At 49.3% G+C, this 17,745-nt stretch carries 13 protein-coding genes; 3 read left to right on the top strand and 10 right to left on the bottom strand.

From position 1 onward, the window contains the following. Positions 1-168 precede the first annotated feature (168 nt). Positions 169-513, top strand: coding sequence for a hypothetical protein (locus BWI97_RS16885; RefSeq protein ID WP_369826598.1), 345 nt, complete (start codon positions 169-171; stop codon positions 511-513). A gap of 52 nt (positions 514-565) precedes the next feature. Here BWI97_RS16885 and BWI97_RS16880 read toward each other — a convergent pair whose 3' ends face one another. Continuing rightward, positions 566-895 (bottom strand): DUF3467 domain-containing protein, encoded by a 330-nt coding sequence (locus BWI97_RS16880; RefSeq protein ID WP_094815193.1) that lies wholly within the window; start codon positions 893-895, stop codon positions 566-568. A gap of 272 nt (positions 896-1,167) precedes the next feature. On the opposite strand from BWI97_RS16880, the gene gcvP reads away from it, so the two are divergent. Next, positions 1,168-4,053 carry an aminomethyl-transferring glycine dehydrogenase gene (gene gcvP, locus BWI97_RS16875; RefSeq protein WP_102201982.1) on the top strand — a complete coding sequence of 962 codons (2,886 nt, stop codon included), beginning with the start codon at positions 1,168-1,170 and terminating at the stop codon, positions 4,051-4,053. Positions 4,054-4,215: 162 nt separating this feature from the next. Here gcvP and BWI97_RS16870 read toward each other — a convergent pair whose 3' ends face one another. From BWI97_RS16870 to BWI97_RS16850, 5 genes are all read right to left on the bottom strand, one after another. Further along, on the bottom strand, positions 4,216-5,670 hold the full coding sequence (locus BWI97_RS16870) for a RagB/SusD family nutrient uptake outer membrane protein (RefSeq protein WP_102201980.1): 1,455 nt from the start codon (positions 5,668-5,670) through the stop codon (positions 4,216-4,218). Positions 5,671-5,684: 14 nt separating this feature from the next. Continuing rightward, positions 5,685-8,885 (bottom strand): TonB-dependent receptor, encoded by a 3,201-nt coding sequence (locus BWI97_RS16865; protein ID WP_102202046.1) that lies wholly within the window; start codon positions 8,883-8,885, stop codon positions 5,685-5,687. 599 nt (positions 8,886-9,484) lie between these two features. Then, the gene (locus BWI97_RS16860) at positions 9,485-10,315 is read right to left on the bottom strand and encodes a phytoene/squalene synthase family protein (protein WP_102202045.1); all 831 of its coding nucleotides are present in this window, start codon (positions 10,313-10,315) and stop codon (positions 9,485-9,487) included. A 56-nt stretch (positions 10,316-10,371) separates the two neighbouring features. Continuing rightward, a complete protein-coding gene (locus tag BWI97_RS16855) occupies positions 10,372-11,850 on the bottom strand; it encodes an NAD(P)/FAD-dependent oxidoreductase (protein WP_094815290.1) in 1,479 nt (492 codons plus the stop codon). Positions 11,851-11,969: 119 nt separating this feature from the next. Then, positions 11,970-12,482: an RNA polymerase sigma factor gene (locus tag BWI97_RS16850; protein ID WP_094815197.1), complete on the bottom strand. Its 513-nt coding sequence runs from the start codon at positions 12,480-12,482 to the stop codon at positions 11,970-11,972. Between the two features lie 349 nt (positions 12,483-12,831). Here BWI97_RS16850 and BWI97_RS16845 point away from each other — a divergent pair, with 349 nt between their 5' ends. Beyond that, positions 12,832-15,144 carry a TonB-dependent receptor gene (locus tag BWI97_RS16845; protein ID WP_102201978.1) on the top strand — a complete coding sequence of 771 codons (2,313 nt, stop codon included), beginning with the start codon at positions 12,832-12,834 and terminating at the stop codon, positions 15,142-15,144. 67 nt (positions 15,145-15,211) lie between these two features. Here the strand turns inward: BWI97_RS16845 and BWI97_RS16840 are convergent, their stop codons facing one another. The 4 genes from BWI97_RS16840 to msrA form a co-directional block, all read right to left on the bottom strand. Further along, complete coding sequence (locus BWI97_RS16840; protein WP_094815201.1) at positions 15,212-15,628, bottom strand: Dabb family protein; 417 nt, start codon at positions 15,626-15,628, stop codon at positions 15,212-15,214. A gap of 83 nt (positions 15,629-15,711) precedes the next feature. Further along, the gene (locus tag BWI97_RS16835; protein ID WP_094815204.1) at positions 15,712-15,936 is read right to left on the bottom strand and encodes a DUF2905 domain-containing protein; all 225 of its coding nucleotides are present in this window, start codon (positions 15,934-15,936) and stop codon (positions 15,712-15,714) included. 13 nt (positions 15,937-15,949) lie between these two features. Continuing rightward, a complete protein-coding gene (panB, locus tag BWI97_RS16830) occupies positions 15,950-16,768 on the bottom strand; it encodes a 3-methyl-2-oxobutanoate hydroxymethyltransferase (protein WP_094815206.1) in 819 nt (272 codons plus the stop codon). A 145-nt stretch (positions 16,769-16,913) separates the two neighbouring features. Next, positions 16,914-17,594, bottom strand: a complete 681-nt coding sequence (gene msrA / locus BWI97_RS16825) for a peptide-methionine (S)-S-oxide reductase MsrA (RefSeq protein ID WP_094815209.1) — start codon at positions 17,592-17,594, stop codon at positions 16,914-16,916. Positions 17,595-17,745 lie beyond the last annotated feature (151 nt).

Here is a 17,745-nt window from a genome sequence, read left to right as displayed (position 1 = left end):
GAAGCGGAAAATCCCAAAGGGATTTAATAATGTATAGCCCCGGTAATGTCGCAATACCCGATTGGCAAGGAATGAAGCAAACGTTCAGCAAGATAGACGTGGACTTTAGGAACTGAGTAAGTCCATACCTCCGGCCTTTTAAAAAACATTCCAATCCATCCCTTAGTCATGAAACCCTATCGATTCCTGAAACATACCGGCTGGCCGCTCACGTTTTACATACCCGGTTTGCCCATCAACGGCATCACGCTCTGGCCTTTTATTATTGTAACTATGCCAAAGCCTTCGGCCTCCCTGATGAATCATGAACGTATTCATATTCGGCAACAGGCGGAGCTACTGGTATTCCCCTTCTACCTCTGGTACGTAACGGAATACTACTGGTATCGCCTGAGCGGTTATTCCGCAAATGCGGCTTACCACGCCATTCGCTTTGAGCGGGAGGCTTATCAACACGAGCGTCTCTTAACCTATCTATCCAAACGTCCCTTCTGGGGATTCTTACGCTTCTAAAACAGAAACTGCCAGCGATTGGGCTGACAGTTTCTGTGGGGTTAATCTTTACTTAAGCCTCTCCTACGGGGCCGTTGTAATGCCCCGGTAGCTGAAAGCCCGACGGGCCACCGCCTTCGTTAATTGGACCATAGTTTTCTTCATATTTCGCCAGATTATCCTGCAGAGCATTCATCAGACGCAGAGCGTGATCGGGGGTAATGATCACGCGGGATTTCACTTTCGCCTTGGGTACATTAGGCATTAACCGTACAAAGTCAATCACGAATTCACTCTGCGAATGCGAAATGATGGCCAGGTTAGCATACGTTCCTTCCGCCATCTCTTCGGACAGTTCAATTTCGATTGGGTCGTTCTGCTCGGCAGTTGGTTGATTGGACATATCAGTAGTCATTAAATAAATGCGTTTCGTAAAATTTAAATGAGACCCGGGCGAACTTCTCAGCCACAAATCGAATTCTCTCCAGAAGAAAACTAAAGTAGGTAATCGACGGCCGGATTTGCAAAAAGTCAACTCGAAAAGCGTAAAAAGGTCCATACCAGAAGCCGCTTCCTCGTTTTACCTGATTTTGTAGAAAACCTAGTTCTTTTTTAAAGGATAGGCCCGGCTTTTCCCGTATATTTGTCCTTTGTTTCCATCAACAATATTGCTCCATGAAGGTTGCTCTTCGTTACCAGGAACTTTTTGAAAATCGTCATAACAACGCAGATGAGGCCGATCGTCAGGCTATGCTGTCTGAAATTGGCGTAAAATCGGTTGAAGAACTCATCAGCCAAACGATTCCCTCTGCTATCCGTCGGGCCCAATCCCTGAATCTTCCCCTGGCTCAAACGGAATTTCAGTTTTTGGACGAATTCAAGAAATTAGCGAGTCAAAATAAAGTTTACAAGAGCTACATCGGCACGGGCTATTACGATACCTTCACGCCGAATGTCATTCTTCGCAACATTCTGGAGAACCCCGCCTGGTACACGGCCTATACCCCGTATCAGGCCGAAATTTCACAGGGCCGCCTGGAAATGCTGCTTAACTTTCAGACCCTGATCATTGAGTTGACGGGACTGGAAATTGCCAATGCTTCCTTACTTGACGAAGCAACGGCAGCAGCCGAAGCCCTGCACCTGCTGCACGCCCTGAAAAAAGGGGCCAAGGCAAAGGCCGATACCTTCTTCGTTTCGGATCGTTGCCATCCCCAAACCATCGACCTGCTGCACACGCGGGCGACGCCGATTGGGGTGAAAATTCTGGTAGGCGATCACCGGACGATTGATTTAACCAACGAAAACATTTTCGGAGCCCTGCTGCAATACCCGGCTACGGACGGAGCGGTATTTGATTACAGCGACTGGATTGCCTCGGCTCACGAACTGGATATTAAAGTAGTCGTAGCCGCCGACCTGCTGGCTCTGACGCTGCTGACGCCTCCCGGTGAAATGGGAGCCGACGTCGTGGTGGGTTCAGCTCAGCGGTTTGGCGTTCCCATGGGTTACGGTGGACCGCACGCGGGCTACTTCGCTACGAAAGACGAATACAAACGCCAGATGCCCGGTCGTCTGATCGGCGTATCGGTGGATGCCGAAGGAAACCGGGCTCTCCGCATGGCCCTGCAAACCCGCGAGCAGCACATTCGCCGGGAAAAGGCTACGTCTAATATTTGTACGGCTCAGGTATTGCTTTCGGTAATGGCCGCGGCGTATGCCGTGTACCATGGTCCCGAAGGTCTGAAGAAAATTGCCCAGCGTACGCACGCTCTGACGCAACTCACGACTCTGGCTCTGAAAGAACTGGGCTACGAAGTACTGACAGAAGCGTTCTTCGATACCATTCGGGTGAAAGTAGCCGACGAAAGCGTAGTAAAAGCCGCGACGGAAGCCGCTGAAATCAACCTGCGTTATTTCGGTGATAGTACGGTTGGCATTTCTTTCGACGAAACCAAGACGTACCAGGATGCCGTTCAATTGATTGGCATTTTCTCCACGCTGGTCAGCAAATCGGTTAACCTGGACGAAGTTGAATCGGCTCTTAGCTGGGAATTCAATGACGTACTGACGCGTCAATCCGCCTTCCTGACCAATCCCGTTTTCAATACGCACCATTCGGAGCACGAAATGCTGCGGTATTTGAAATCGCTGGAAAATAAAGATTTATCGCTGGTACACTCCATGATCTCGCTGGGATCGTGTACCATGAAACTCAACGCCACCACGGAAATGATTCCCGTAACCTGGCCTGAGTTTGGCAAATTGCACCCCTTTGCTCCGAAAGACCAAGCAGCCGGCTATCAGACCTTATTCAAGAATCTGAACGACTGGTTGTGCGAGATTACGGGCTTTGCGGCCATGTCGCTACAACCCAACTCCGGTGCTCAGGGTGAATACGCCGGTCTGATGGTGATCCGGGCGTACCACGAAGCTCGGGGTAATACGCACCGCAATATTGCCCTGATTCCTGCTTCGGCCCACGGTACCAACCCGGCTTCGGCAGTAATGGCGGGTATGAAGGTAGTCGTGACGAAAACCGACGAAAACGGAAACATCGATCTGGCCGACCTGAAAGCGAAAGCCGAGCAGTACAGCGAAAACCTGTCCTGTCTGATGGTGACGTATCCTTCCACGCACGGCGTATTCGAAGAGTCGATTATTGAAATCTGTCAGCTGATCCACGAACACGGTGGACAGGTGTACATGGACGGTGCCAACATGAATGCTCAGGTAGGTCTGACCTCTCCTGGTACGATCGGAGCGGACGTTTGCCACCTGAACCTGCACAAAACGTTCTGTATTCCTCACGGTGGTGGTGGTCCTGGTATGGGCCCCATCGGCGTAGCGGCTCACCTGGCTCCGTTCCTGCCCGGTCACGCGGTGGTATCGGGTGTCGGTGGCGATCAGGCCATTTCTGCCGTATCGGCAGCTCCGTATGGTTCAGCCAGCATTCTGACGATCTCCTACGCATACATTGCCATGATGGGTGGTGACGGTCTGACGCACGCTACGCAGACGGCCATTCTGAATGCCAACTATATCAAAGCTCGTCTGGAGCCGCACTTCCCCGTGTTGTACGTAGGTTCACAGGGACGTTGTGCACACGAAATGATTCTGGACTGCCGTCCGTTCAAGCAGTCAGCGGGTATCGAAGCCGAAGACATTGCCAAACGTTTGATGGATTACGGTTTCCACGCTCCCACGCTTTCGTTCCCGGTAGCGGGTACGCTGATGGTGGAACCGACGGAATCCGAATCGAAAGCGGAACTGGATCGTTTCTGCGACGCGATGATTGCCATCCGTAACGAAATTGCTGAAGTAGAAGCAGGCGAAGCGGATAAATCCGTGAACGTCCTGAAAATGGCTCCGCATACGCAGTCCGTTGTATTGGTGGATTCCTGGAATCGTCCCTACACGCGGGAGAAAGCCGTATTCCCGCTGCCTTACGTGAAAGCCAGCAAATTCTGGCCGACCGTTAGCCGCATCGATTCAGCGTACGGCGATCGTAACCTGATTTGTGCCTGCCCACCGCTGGAAGAGTACGCCACGGCTGAGTAAGTGTTTAATAGAATAGCTTTCAAACCTCCGGCAGTTCGACTGTCGGAGGTTTTTTGTTTTATCTCTCGACCCTACAGAAGTCAATAGTCAAACGGAGTTCTATTGAAACGAAAAATCCCAGCCACTCCACGTGACCGGGACTTTTTGTATCCAAATCCACCGTTACTGCAGCAACAACTTATTGGTTGAAATCTCCGTATTCGGTAAGGGGAAAATGTAGTTTGCCGCCGAAGGAGCGACCGGGTTCGCAATGAGCGAGCCGCCTGATTTACCGGGAATAGTCTGTAAGTTACGCAGGAGGTCATTCGAGCGGAAACCTTCGCCCAATAACTCAATGCGGCGTTCTTTCCAGATTGTACTCACCAGAGCCGCTTCAGTACTTACTGCACTCTCCGGAAAAACGTAGCTGGCATCCGAACGACCGTGTACCGCTTTCAGCAAATTCGTAGCCAGCGTCAGGTTACCCGTTTTAGCCGCGGCTTCGGCGTAGTTGAGCAATACTTCGGCGTAACGCATTACCGGAATGTAATCCAGGAAGGGCGACGGCTTCGCGTACTTCTTGAAATACTGCTGATTCGACGCCGTCCGTAGAAAACTCCGCCGGGCATCACTGGTAGCCCATTGCGGATCACCAAGAATACCTCTTGGATTGACGTAGTACTCCGAGTTGGTATTGTAGATATATCCAATCGACGACTGACCGGTGTAAGTATCCAGTTCAGTCATCGGCATCGACAAAATGGACTCCGTGGACGTATAGTTTTCCGTGAAAATCGTTACGATATTCTGTAAGGCATGTTTCACCCCCGTCGTGGCAGTAAAAGGAGCCGTGGTTTGTGGTACGATCTTCTTCGCTTCTTCCACGACCTTGGCGTAATTAGCCATGTTCAGATATACTCGGGTTTTCAGAGCAATGGCCGTATTCTTATGAGCACGGGTCGTGTTGAGCAGAGGCGTCGTGTATGAGTCAGGTAAGGCGGCTTCGGCTTCGTTCAAATCCTTGAGAATCTGAGCGTACACCTCGGCGACGGAACTACGGGCCAGGTCATTGTTGGCGGGTGTTGTTTCACCCTGTAGTCGTAGCGGCAAACCGGGAGTAGCTCCCTGATTTTCTACATACGGCCGGGCGTACAGCGTTACCAGACTAAAATACGAAAGAGCCCGTAACAGCTTCGCTTCACCCGTATACTGTTTCGAGAGTGCTTCCGTGATTTTTCCGGGGTATTTCTGCAAACCATCAATCAGGATATTCGACCGATTGATAACCCGGTACGCAGCTGCCCAGAGCGTATTCACGTCGTTGGAACCCGACGCATACGCATTCGTCCAGCTTTCGTAAGCGGTAAAGGTATTACCGGTAACGTTGACGAAATCCTCACCCCGCACATCCGTATAGATCAGGAAACGTCCGCCGTAAAAATCCGAACTTTTCAGGGCATCGTACGAACCGTTGACCAAACCCAATACGCGGTCGGGAGTCGAGAATACATCCTCGGAACCGATGGAGGTAGGTGGTACGGTTTGTAAATACTTTTCTTCACTGCATGCCGTGAGGCCCAGCCAAACACTGAGGGAAAGGCAGGTACCAACCCGGCGAATCGTTGTATATCGTTTCATGTTCAATTTCCTTCTTAAAATCCTACATTAAGTCCCAGCGTAAATGTTCTGCCCAAACCAACCGAGTTCAGCTCCACCCCAGGTGAAGTATTGTTGTTGCTGTTGGACGATGATTCGGGATCGGCACCCGTATACTTGGTCAGCAGGAACAGGTTGGAACCGGATAGGTACACGCGAACGGAACTCAGGCCCGTTTTGCCGAACAAACGCGAAGGCATCCGATAGCCCACTAACAGGTTTTGCAGGCGTAAGAAGTCGCCTTTTTCGACGTTGGCATCAATCGGAAAAGTGTTGCCATTGGAAGTCTGATCGTTGTAAACCAGTCGGGGAATGTCGGTAATCTGACCGGGTGTCGTCCAACGGTTCAGTACATCCACACCGTTGTTAAAGTACCGCTGATCCCGCAGGGTAGCTTTCGTTCCATTGTAGATATAGTTACCGCCCGCGTAGGTCAGGTTGATACTAACATCGAATTCCCGGTACTTGAAGTTATTGACAAAGCCGCCGTACCATTTCGGAAGGGCATTTCCCACTAGGTACGAATCCGCCGAAGAAATCGCCGGAGCAGCCCGACCGTCGAGATAGGTGTAATTGCTTTCACCCGGAGCGACTACGGAGCTGTATTGCACGCGTTCACCTTTCGCATTGATGAAAACACGGCGACCGTTTTCGGGATTAACGCCATCGGTTTTCGTCGCGTACAGACTACCTACCGAATAACCTACCCGCGTGACGTTGAAGGAGTTGGAACTTGTCGAAGTCGTACCGATAATGTCGGCATTCCCTTCGCCCAAAGCCGTTACCTTGTTCTGCACGTGTGAGTAGTTCAGGTTAGCCGTCCAGGAGAAATCCCCTTTGCGAAGAATGTTGGCGTTAATACCTATTTCAAAACCCCGGTTGTACATGGAACCAACGTTCAGCAGAATTACATTGTCGGGAATCCCTTTTGACGGCGACTGCGGAGCATTCAGAATCAAGCCATCGACGTTGTTGTTGAAGTACGTCAGATCCAGCTGAATCCGGTTGTTGAACAGTCCCAGATCGGCACCAATATTAGTTTGCTGACTGGTCTCCCAACCCAGGTTTGTATTACCGGCCTGGTTCAGTTGCCAGGTAGCCGCCGAGCCGTACAGCGAAGAATTGTATAATTCCAGCGAACCGTACGCATTCGTCAGGTTACCATTGCCAACCCGACCCCAGCTGGCCCGTAGTTTCACGTTGTTGAGCACATTGGCCAGAGCTGCGTTCTTATAGAAGGTTTCCTCAGACAATGCCCAACCCGCTGATACACCACCGAAGTTACCAAACTTCGTACTGGCTCCCAGAGCCGAGTTTCCGTCGCGGCGGAAGTTGACCGTGAAGAAGTATCGGTCTTTGAGGTCGTAGGTTACCCGCGAAAAGTACGAAATGTACGAACGACTATTGAGCAGGTTTCCCGAAGACGTAATCGTTCCCCAGCTTCCCTGATAGTCATTAAAGTAGCTATCTGCCGCCTGCGACTGAGCCGCACCCCAGGCTGAATTGTCAAACTTTTGGACGTCATACCCCGCCAGGGCCGCAAAATGGTGGTGACTGAAACGACGGTCATACGAAAGCGTGCTCGTCCAGTCCCAGTTGTTTCGGAGAGCCGTTACATTGGTTACGTTTCCATTACTGGAAGAACTCGAACCGCGTTCAGCACTCAGGAAGGCAACATTATCCGTACGCAGGCGATCCAACGCATACGTCGTCGAAAATTCCAGTCCTTTCGCCAGTTTTAAGGTGGCTCCGAAACTACCGATTACCCGGTCGTTTTCGGACGTATACCGGCTCAGAGCAAACAGGGCGGCCGGGTTGTAGTAACTACTGATGATCGTATTTTTCCCATTCCCAATAGTACCGTTGCCCACTACTTCGCGTAAGTTATAGCTGCCGTCAGCATTGTAGACAGGTACATTGGGAAGCAAGGTCATCGCCATCCGGGCGGCACCAATGATCAGCTGAGCGTTTCCGGGCAGTGAACCCGAGTTGGGAGAACGGTTGAAGGAAGTGTTGTAATTAACACTCCCCCGTAGCTTGAACCAATCCGTAACGGAATGATCAATATTAAAGCGGACGGCTTTCCGGTTGAAGTTGTTATTTACCAGAAAACCCTGCTGATCAGAGTAATTGGCCGAGAAATAGTAGTTCGTGGTTTTTGAACCGCCGGTTACGTTTACGCCGTGGTTTTGCGATACGCCCGTCCGGTAAATGACGTCGTACCAGTTGGTTTCCACCAGCGATCCGTCGGCATTGTACATCGGGAAAAATTGCTGGGAGGGTACGTTTTCGTCGTTGGCTTTCCCATTCAGAATTTTCGCATTGAGTACCGCTTCGTTTTTAATGTCCATAAATTGCTGGGCATTGAGCAGCTTCGGCAAACGTACGGCATTGGTCACCCCTACCCAGCCTTCGTATCCTACTTTCACCCGGCCTTCTTTTCCGCGTTTGGTCGTAATCAGGAGTACCCCCGCCGCCGCCCGCGAGCCGTAAATAGAAGTAGAAGCCGCATCTTTGAGTACATCAATCGACTCAATATCCGCCGGATTAATGTCACTTAAAGGGTTATTGGGTACGTTCGAATCGGAAGAAACATTACCGGTGTTGATGGGAATACCATCCACCACGATGAGCGGGTACGAACTCAACGAAATGGAGTTCACCCCGCGAATCCGGATAACGGGTGGATTATTTAATACGCCGTTGGGCTGGGCAATGCTTACGCCAGCCGCCCGTCCGGCCAAGGCCTGATCGAAACTCTGGACGGGCAATTCCTTAATTGCCTCGCCGGATACCTGGGCTGCTGAACCCGTGAATTCCTTCTTGGTTTGCGTGCCGTAACCGACGACCAGTACCTCCGTCAGTTCTTTGGAATTACTGGCTAATTCAATGGAGAAGCTCGTTTGTGTGCCGATGGGTTGCTCCACCGTTGTGTAACCTACAAACGAAAAAACCAGTATACCCTGCTCGGAAATGGTGAGTTTGAATTTCCCCTGAGCATCGGTCGTCGTACCGATCGACGTACCTTTTACCTGAATGGAAACGCCGGGCAGCCCTTCCTTGTTATCCTTGTCGGTTACCGTACCCGTAATGGTGCGATCAAGTGTTGCCACTGGGCCATGCTCCAGCTTCACTTTCTTCGTCAGAGCAGCTTCCGCCAGCGGAGCACTTAGGGTAATAACCAAGGCCGGAAGCATTAATTTCCGTTTAAAATGCCCTTGCCCAGCCCTCTGAAAAAGAGTAAGGTACTTTTTTTTCATACTTTTGAAATTGGTTTGGTGCACACGATGGATTAAACCGCGAATAGAAGATTCGTGACAGGTGATTGGCGTTACCCACGAATCCTTATTCATCTACCGATAGCCCTGGCCGGCTATCGGTTTTTTTATTTACTAGGCAATTAACTAGAACTTGAAAAATTAGCTGGTATCAATTAAATCCAATTCCTAATAAAATTTACCAAAAGGTATAGGTCATAAGGTATTCTCAAAAGCAAATTACAAATTAGAATAATATATGCTTATAATAAACTATCAAACACATAAAAATTTACAAAATCCTTAAATAATGTTATTAAAAGTATGTATTTATGACTTTTACCAAATATTATTTCTACAACTTTTTACTAGTATTTTATGGGTATATTCATATTTTTACTATTAGTATATAAAATCTATAGAATTAATATAATTTTGACGAATATAATGACATTCAGGGAAGAACACACGTAGGCATGACAAAATCGTTCTGAAAAGTCTTACGATTTTGCCGATTCCTTTATACGTAACTGCGAGCGTTAAATCGTTCGGAAAGAGAGGTAAATTTTAGCCAGCATGAGTAGCTTCTGTACGTCGGGTACCCGAATTCGCTCCTCCTGAATACGGGCAATGGGAAGAGCCTTGATTTTAGCGAAAAGGCGTAGGTAGTAGCAGTAAGCCAGGTACACACCCATCCGAGCCGAACGTGGCAACTGGCGAATACCCGTCAGAGCCGCATCAAAATCGGCCTGAATATCCGCTTCAATGCTTTTCTTATCCTGAGGAGAAAAACGGCTGAAATCAACGCCCGGGAAGTAAACCCGCCCCCGATCATGAAAATCGGACTTGATATCTCGTAGAAAATTCACTTTCTGAAAGGCCGAGCCCAGCCGGCGGGCCGGTTCGCACAACTGATCGTATTGCTGGCAGTCGCCCTCGCAAAAAACTCGAAGGCACATCAGGCCCACGACCTCAGCCGAGCCATAAATGTAGGTTTCGTACCCTGCTTCGTTGTATTTTGTCTCATCGAGGTCCATTTCCATGGACCGGAGAAAGGCTTCAATCAAAGGGCGTTCGATACCAAACTGGTTGACTACTTTCTGAAAAGAATGCAGAACGGGATTCAGGCTAATGCCCTCTTCGATGGCTTGATACGTGTCATACTTAAACCGCAGTAGTAATTCCTTTTTGTTAAAATCATGAAAGGTATCCACAATTTCATCCGCGTACCGAACGAACCCATAAATGGCATAGATGGCCCAGTGGAGTTTGGGATCCAGGGTTTTGATACCTAAAGTAAAGGAAGTACTGTACCGCTGGGTAATCAGGCGACTGCATTCCAGCGTGGTTTGTTCGTATAAAGCCAGCATATCTTTCATCAACGTAACCCAGGTTTAGTAAAGCAAGGTACTTAAAAAATGGCACACTATACCTGCTGTTCCCGGTGGAGTTCATCGGCGACCACCAGACCCGAAATCAAGGCTGGCGGTACCCCTGGTCCGGGTACGGTCAGCTGACCGGTATAATATAAATTGCTGACTTTTTTGTTCTTCAGCGTGGGTTTCAACAAAGCCGTTTGCCGCAGCGTATTGGCCAGTCCATAGGCATTGCCTTTAAAGGCGTGATAATCGTCAATAAAATCCCGGTGGGCGTAGCTGCGTTTGTAAACAACGTGCGGACGTATCGCATGCCCTACGTACTGCTCCAGCCGGTCCATAATCAGGTCGTAGTACTGTTCGCGTATCGTTTCGGTATCGTCGGGCAATCCTGGAGCTACCGGAATGAGTAAAAATAAATTTTCGCAGCCTTCCGGAGCCACGCTCGGATCCGTTTTGGACGGAGCAGAGGCATAAAACAAAGGCTTAGAAGGCCACTGCGGCTGCGTATAGATTTCGTGGGCGTGCAGACTGAAATCTTCGTCAAAGAACAGGTTGTGATGCCGAAGTTTATCAATACGTCGGTTGACGCCCAGATAAAACAGAATGGAAGAAGGAGCCATCGTCCGGCTATTCCAGTATTCTTCGGTGTAATTCCGGAACTGAGGTTCTACCAGGGCATCTTCCACATGGTGGTAATCCGCCCCCGCCACCAGGGTATCCACCTGATAGCTGCCGAGCTTGGTTTGTACCTCCCGTACTTTTCCCCCTTTAATAATGATTTGTTCGACTTCCTCACCCAGATTGATCTGTACGCCTTTTTCCTCCGCCAGACTCACCATCGCTTTCACGATTTCGTGCATCCCACCCATCGGATACCAGGTACCCAGGGCAATTTCGGCATAGTTCATCAGGCTATACAGGGCCGGTGTATTTTGTGGAATGGCCCCCAAAAACAAGATGGGGAACTCCATCAGTTTAAGAATTTTCTCCTGCTTGAAGTATTTCCGAATATGCTGATGAAAAGATTGCAGTACGTCCAGCCGACTAACATCTGCCAGTAATTTAAGGCTTAAAAACTCCGTAAGGCTCCGACTGGGTTTCCAGACGAAATTATTCATCCCTACGTCATATTTATAAGAGGCCTGTTCCAGAAAAGCCCGCAGACGGGGTGCACTACCGGGTTCTATGCTTTCAAACAGTTGCTCCAGTTCCGTTTGATTAGCGGGTAAATCAATAACATCTTCGGTATTAAAAATTACCGTATAGGAAGGATCCAGACGTTTAAGTTCGTAGTAGTCCGAAGGTTTCTTTCCAAAACGGGCAAAGTACCGTTCAAAAACGTCCGGCATCCAGTACCAGCTGGGTCCCATGTCAAATACAAAACCTTTGGCTTCGAATTGCCGGGCTCGACCACCCGGCGTATCATTTTTTTCCAGAATGGTCACAGAATATCCGCGATCAGCTAGAGCCGTAGCGGCTGCCAGTCCCGAGAATCCAGCTCCTATAACTATTACTCGTTTGCCCATGGGTGCAGGTGAAAAATCAATACAATAACTCAAAAAACCCACAAATGTTTGGGGGCCGTACGTAAGTAAAAAGGCCGGAGCTAGCCCCGGCCTTTTTACTACATGCTCACACAGTACGACTAGTAGGCATATTCATACACACTGAGTCGGTCTTTCAACTCTTTACGAGCCAGGTGAATACGGTTTTTTACTGTACCGATAGGAATCTGTAACTGCTCGGCAATTTCGTGGTACTTGTACCCTTGAAAATACATCATAAAGGGCGTCTTGTGCGAATCATCGAGGATCCGAATGGCCGCGTTAATGTCTTCCAGAGCAAAGGTTGAATAGGCTTGATTATCGGTTGAGCTCTCCAGCGAATTCAGATAGTACAGATCGTCGGAGGTATCAATGAAGGTGTTCTTACGAACCATTCGCTGGTAGTTCGTAATAAACGTATTTTTCATAATCGTGTAGAGCCACGCTTTGATGTTCGTTCCATCAGCGTACTTATCACGATTGGTAAAAGCTTTCAGTAGAGTATCTTGTAATAGGTCGTTGGCTTCTTCAGCATCTTTCGTCAGCCGTAACGCAAAGGGTCGAAGAGATTTGGACACATGGCCAACGTGATGAGTAAATTCAAGAGCAGTCATGGGCTGTGTAGGGCGACGGTATGTTTAAGAAATTTTTTGTTTGGTTAAACAATGGCTTAAAACAGATTGAATTCAAAAATTCAGGGCGGCTGGTAATTTTCCTGCTTTAATCATTGATTATAAGGTCCTTAAGAGTTGATTGGAACAAATAATCATTTTAGCTCAAAGACGCTCATAGATGCTTAAAAAATTGGGCCACGGTACTTTGCGGAAGGTTTGGGAACTTAGAATTAAACAAATTCATCTTAACTCTAATCTATTTCTAATAATCAATTGCCGCCTAACAGCCACTTTTGCAACAGTATTGCAAGAAAGACGTACCTTTGCTTTCGGGATTTATTGATATCACATGATTCGCTGGTTGACTGGATTAGGATTGCTGTTGATGAGTGGTTCGCTCTATGCTCAGAACTGCTCCTGTACGTTACGAGGAGAAGTCAACGATCGGCAAACCGGGCAGCCGGTAGCGGGTGCCGTCATCTGGTTGCCGCAGGCTAAGCGGCAAACGCAAACGAACGCCGCCGGGCGGTATGAACTACGTAACCTTTGTCAGGGTAAGCACCAGCTTGTCTGCCAGGTGCTGGGCTATCAGTCCGACACCCTTTCCATCGAATTACGCCACGAAGAGCTGGAGCAGGACCTCCATTTACGAGAGGAAGACGTTCACTTACAGAATGTTACCGTAACTGCCCAACGACTGGAGAGCTCCCTGCTCACTCGCTCGACCATCGAAGGTATAGTCCTTGACCAAACTCGCGGGCAGACCTTGGCCGATGCTTTAAAGAATGTGACGGGCGTTACTACCCTGCAAACCGGTAGTAGTATTGGTAAGCCTATTATACACGGTATGCATTCCAATCGGGTACTGATTCTCAACAATGGTATTCGCCAGGAAGGACAGCAATGGGGCAGTGAACACGCTCCTGAAATTGACCCTTTTGTGGCCAAACGGCTAACGGTTGTGAAAGGAGCAGCGGGCGTTCGCTATGGACCGGAGGCCCTGGCGGGTGTAGTTCTGGTAGAACCCGAGCCTTTGCCCCAACAGCCTGACTTTCAGGGCGAATTAAACTTAGTTGGTTTCAGTAATGGACGGCAGGGCGTCGGCTCTTTACAGCTACAGGGAGGCTTGGGCATAGTACCTGGTCTGGCCTGGCGGGTACAGGGCACCCTCAAACGCGGGGGTAACATTCGTACACCCGGTTATTTTCTGGATAATACGGGTATCTCTGAACGTAATTATTCCATAACACTGGGCTATCGGCGGGGAAACTGGCAACTGGAAGGTTTCATGACTCAATTTTCGACGGAACTGGGCATTTTTAGTGGTTCACACATTGGCAGTGTGAGTGATCTGGAAAACGTACTGAAAAACGGCGAACCTTTCATTAAAAGTGGCTTTAGTTACCAGATTAATCGCCCTTTTCAGGACGTTTCTCATACGCTACAGAAGCTGAAAATTAGTTACGCTCCGGCTCAGCGGGGCGTCTGGAACCTTACACTGGCCCGGCAAATCAATGAACGGGCCGAGTACGACTTACACCGTCCCCGTAACGATAGTTTAGCCAATCTGAACCGACCGGAATTAAATTTCAAGCTGACCAGCTTTACGGCCGATCTGGTTTGGGAGCATCCTGCCATTGCCCGGAAAATTACGGGCTCAGCCGGACTGAGTCTTTCGTATCAACGGAACCTGGTATACGGTCGTCCGCTGATTCCTAATTTCCGACAAGCTACGGCAGGACTTTTCTGGTTGGAAAAGTATACGCATCAGGACTGGGAGCTGGAAGCGGGGGTACGCTATGACTTTCGTTATCAACGCATTACTCTTTTTCCCAGCCGGGGCGTTCGTACCTATGAACACTTGCAATTTGGCAATGCCTCGGGTAGTCTGGGCGTCCTTCGACGACTGGGTTCACACTGGTCCATGCGACTGAACGGTGGAATGGCCTGGCGACCACCCAATGTCAATGAACTGTACAGTGCCGGTGTTCACCACGGAGCCGCCGCTTACGAGGAAGGTGATGCGACTCTAAACCCCGAAACCGCTTTTAATCTGGACTATACAGCTGAGTATACAGGTAAGCGGCTCCGGGCGGAGGTTTCCGTTTACCGCAATTACATGCAGAACTTCATTTATCTGAAGCCGCAGTCCGAACCCATCCTGACCATTCGCGGAGCGTTCCCTTATTTCAAGTATACGCAGGTGAATGCTGTTTTCCAGGGAATTGATGCCTCCTTTACGTACCTGATAACCAAACCACTAAGCTGGCAAACCAAATACGCCGTAGTACGGGCAAAGGATGTTGAACACGAGGCCCGACTCGTCCAAATTCCACCGGATCGATTGGAAAACTCTTTGCGATGGCAACCCGAGAAGGCTGTGTTGGGCTTGACGAATTTCTTTGTGGAAGCCGGGCATTCTTACGTAGCTAAACAAATCCGGGCTCCCGAAAACGGTGACTTTGCTCCTCCCCCAGCGGCCTACTGGCTCTGGAATGCGGCCATTGGCGGTTCTATTCCCATCCATCATCACCCCTTGCAACTGAGCTTGAGCGTCAGTAATGCCTTCAATACCCGCTATCGCGATTACCTCAATCGCTTTCGGTATTACGCTGATGATCAAGGCCGTAACCTGAGTCTGCGAGCCAAATGGATTTTTTAATTCAGCGGTATAAAACAAAAGCCCCCTTGGTCGGTTCGATCAAAGGGGCTTTTATATTATGGTATCGTTAAGCTTTTTTGGGAGCAGGACCAATGGAATCGTAAACAATTACCTTTTCCCACAAATGGGAATAATCTTCCACAAATTTAAGGTGAATTGGGTGCTTTTGGTAAATTTCTTCTTCATCTAGGTTATCAAAGAACAACATCCATGAAACATCATAGCCTTTTTCAATCACACTACGATTGGTAGGAGCCGGAACACCAATGTGACTCAGGCGGATGGTCGGAACCTTCCGAAGCTTTTCGAGACCTTCCATCAATTTATTCCGGTCAGCTTCATTTCCTTTATTTTTCAGGAAAAAGTACACGTGGTGTACGAAGAGTTCTTTGGATGGAGCCGCGGCCACGGGTAATACCGTTGCGGGGGTTGCCGCCACTACGGCAGAAGTCGTCAGGAATTTTCTGCGAGATACGTTTTTCATTGATTGAAATGTTCTGAAAGAGACCGTTCAAAAGTAAAAGGGTTACCGGAAAAGAACCGATGGTGCATTATCATTTACTGATACTAAAACCATTTCCGCATGAGCCAAAGAACGACATTAATGAGTACCGTTACCAAGAGGCAGGTCGTAAGGGGCAGGTACATTCGAAAATTTTCCCGTTCGATTCGGATGTCGCCGGGCAACCGGCCCAGCCAATGCAATTTATCGTAAAACAAATAAATCAGCAATCCGGCACCGACCAGGAATCCGCCCAGCCCCATCAGCCACTTGCCTACTTGAGGATTCATAGCTTTCCAGCGTTTAGTAGCCTTCTTTCTCGGAAGGGAAATCTTTTGTCTTTACATCGTCTACGTAATGGGATACTGCTTCCTGGATTACTCCGGCCAGATCGGCGTACCGACGCAGGAAACGCGGCTTAAACTCCTGGTTGATTCCTAACATGTCGTGCATCACCAGAATCTGCCCGTCGCAGCCTGCTCCCGCTCCAATGCCGATACTTGGGATATGAACGGAAGCCGTTACTTCTGCTGCCAGAGTCGCCGGAATTTTCTCGAGTACGTACGCAAAGCAGCCGAGTTCTTCTAGCAACTGTACATCGTCTTTCAGCTTTTGGGCTTCGGCCTCTTCCTTGGCACGCACGGCGTAGGTTCCGAACTTGTAAATCGACTGGGGCGTAAGGCCCAAATGGCCCATCACCGGAATACCGGCACTGAGTACGCGTTCGATGGATTCCCGAATTTCGGCTCCTCCTTCCAGCTTCACAGCGTGGGCTCCCGACTCTTTCATAATCCGGATGGCCGAACGCAGGGCTTCCTGTGAATTGCCCTGGTAGGAACCAAAAGGTAAGTCGACTACCACCAAAGCCCGTTTCACGCCGCGTACCACGGATTGAGCGTGATAGATCATCTGATCCAGCGTAATGGGCAGGGTGGTTTCATGGCCCGCCATCACATTCGAAGCGGAATCGCCCACCAGAATTACTTCTACGCCAGCCGCATCGATGAGCTTGGCCATCGAAAAATCGTAAGCGGTCAGACAACTGATCTTCTCCCCTTTTGCTTTTAATTCCTGTAACGTATGCGTCGTCACTCGCTTGATATCGGGATTATGTACGGACATGGCTCGTTGATTAATGACCTCAAGTAGGTGTTCAAACACCAGTGCCTTTCGGTCTATGTAGTGCGAAATTAGGGCTTGTCCGGGCAAAACAAAAAAGTCTCCGCCCGTAGGACGGAGACTTTCGCAGGCCAGGCCTTGTATTCAATTAATGCGTTTGTTTGAGTTTATCTTTAAATACTTTCTCAAACTTTTCAACTTTGGGTCGTACCACAAACAAACAATAGGGCTGACGACCATTTTGGTTGTAGTAATCCTGGTGGTACGCTTCGGCTTTGTAGAAGTTGGTAAAGGGCGTAATTTCCGTTACCAGCGGATCGGGGTAGATTTTCGCCTTGTCTACTTCCGCTTTCCAGTGTTCAGCCTCTTCTTTTTGCTTTTCGTTGTGATAGAAAACCGCCGAGCGGTACTGCGGGCCTTCATCGTTGCCCTGACGGTTCAGCGTGGTCGGATCGTGGGTACGCCAGAATACGGCCAGCAGATCGGCATAGCTAATTTTCTTGGGATCGTAGGTAATCTGCGTCACTTCCGCGTGACCGGTTTGTCCCGTGCAGACGGCTTTATAGGAAGGGTCTTCCACAAAACCACCCGAGTAACCCGATTCTACTTTCACGACGCCTTCCAGCCGCTGAAACACCGCTTCAGTACACCAGAAACAGCCGGATCCTAAGGTGGCTACTTCCAGACCCGCAGGTACGTTTACAGTGGTTTTAGGCAGAGGTTTGTCCGTTGTCATAGCTTTCTTTTGCTCCTGTGCGGGCGATTGGCAAGCCATAAGCGTTGCCACCGACAGAAGACTCCATTTGAGCGTTTGAATGAATGTTTTCATGTGTTGTAATAACATCAAGCGTGTCAGGATAGTTTGCTTACACCCAGGAATATTCCACGCCATTCTTATCTTTTGATTATTGCCTGTCGCTATGTATTGGACCGGCGGGCACATCTTTTGTTAATACTGCCCACTACTGTACCAGCCCGTA

It is taken from the genome of Siphonobacter sp. BAB-5405, from assembly GCF_002872335.1.
Taxonomy (GTDB): Bacteria; Bacteroidota; Bacteroidia; order Cytophagales; family Spirosomataceae; genus Siphonobacter.
The sequence above is the reverse complement of the archived record's forward strand: the minus strand, read 5'-3'. Positions and strand labels throughout refer to the sequence as shown.

Coding starts and splice junctions, on each gene's coding strand:
- BWI97_RS16885 (WP_369826598.1), top strand. CDS start 169: ATGAAACCCTATCGATTCCTGAAACATACCGGCTGGCCGCTCACGTTT.
- BWI97_RS16880 (WP_094815193.1), bottom strand. CDS start 895: ATGTCCAATCAACCAACTGCCGAGCAGAACGACCCAATCGAAATTGAA.
- gcvP (WP_102201982.1), top strand. CDS start 1,168: ATGAAGGTTGCTCTTCGTTACCAGGAACTTTTTGAAAATCGTCATAAC.
- BWI97_RS16870 (WP_102201980.1), bottom strand. CDS start 5,670: ATGAAACGATATACAACGATTCGCCGGGTTGGTACCTGCCTTTCCCTC.
- BWI97_RS16865 (WP_102202046.1), bottom strand. CDS start 8,885: ATGCTTCCGGCCTTGGTTATTACCCTAAGTGCTCCGCTGGCGGAAGCT.
- BWI97_RS16860 (WP_102202045.1), bottom strand. CDS start 10,315: ATGCTGGCTTTATACGAACAAACCACGCTGGAATGCAGTCGCCTGATT.
- BWI97_RS16855 (WP_094815290.1), bottom strand. CDS start 11,850: ATGGGCAAACGAGTAATAGTTATAGGAGCTGGATTCTCGGGACTGGCA.
- BWI97_RS16850 (WP_094815197.1), bottom strand. CDS start 12,482: ATGACTGCTCTTGAATTTACTCATCACGTTGGCCATGTGTCCAAATCT.
- BWI97_RS16845 (WP_102201978.1), top strand. CDS start 12,832: ATGATTCGCTGGTTGACTGGATTAGGATTGCTGTTGATGAGTGGTTCG.
- BWI97_RS16840 (WP_094815201.1), bottom strand. CDS start 15,628: ATGAAAAACGTATCTCGCAGAAAATTCCTGACGACTTCTGCCGTAGTG.
- BWI97_RS16835 (WP_094815204.1), bottom strand. CDS start 15,936: ATGAATCCTCAAGTAGGCAAGTGGCTGATGGGGCTGGGCGGATTCCTG.
- panB (WP_094815206.1), bottom strand. CDS start 16,768: ATGTCCGTACATAATCCCGATATCAAGCGAGTGACGACGCATACGTTA.
- msrA (WP_094815209.1), bottom strand. CDS start 17,594: ATGAAAACATTCATTCAAACGCTCAAATGGAGTCTTCTGTCGGTGGCA.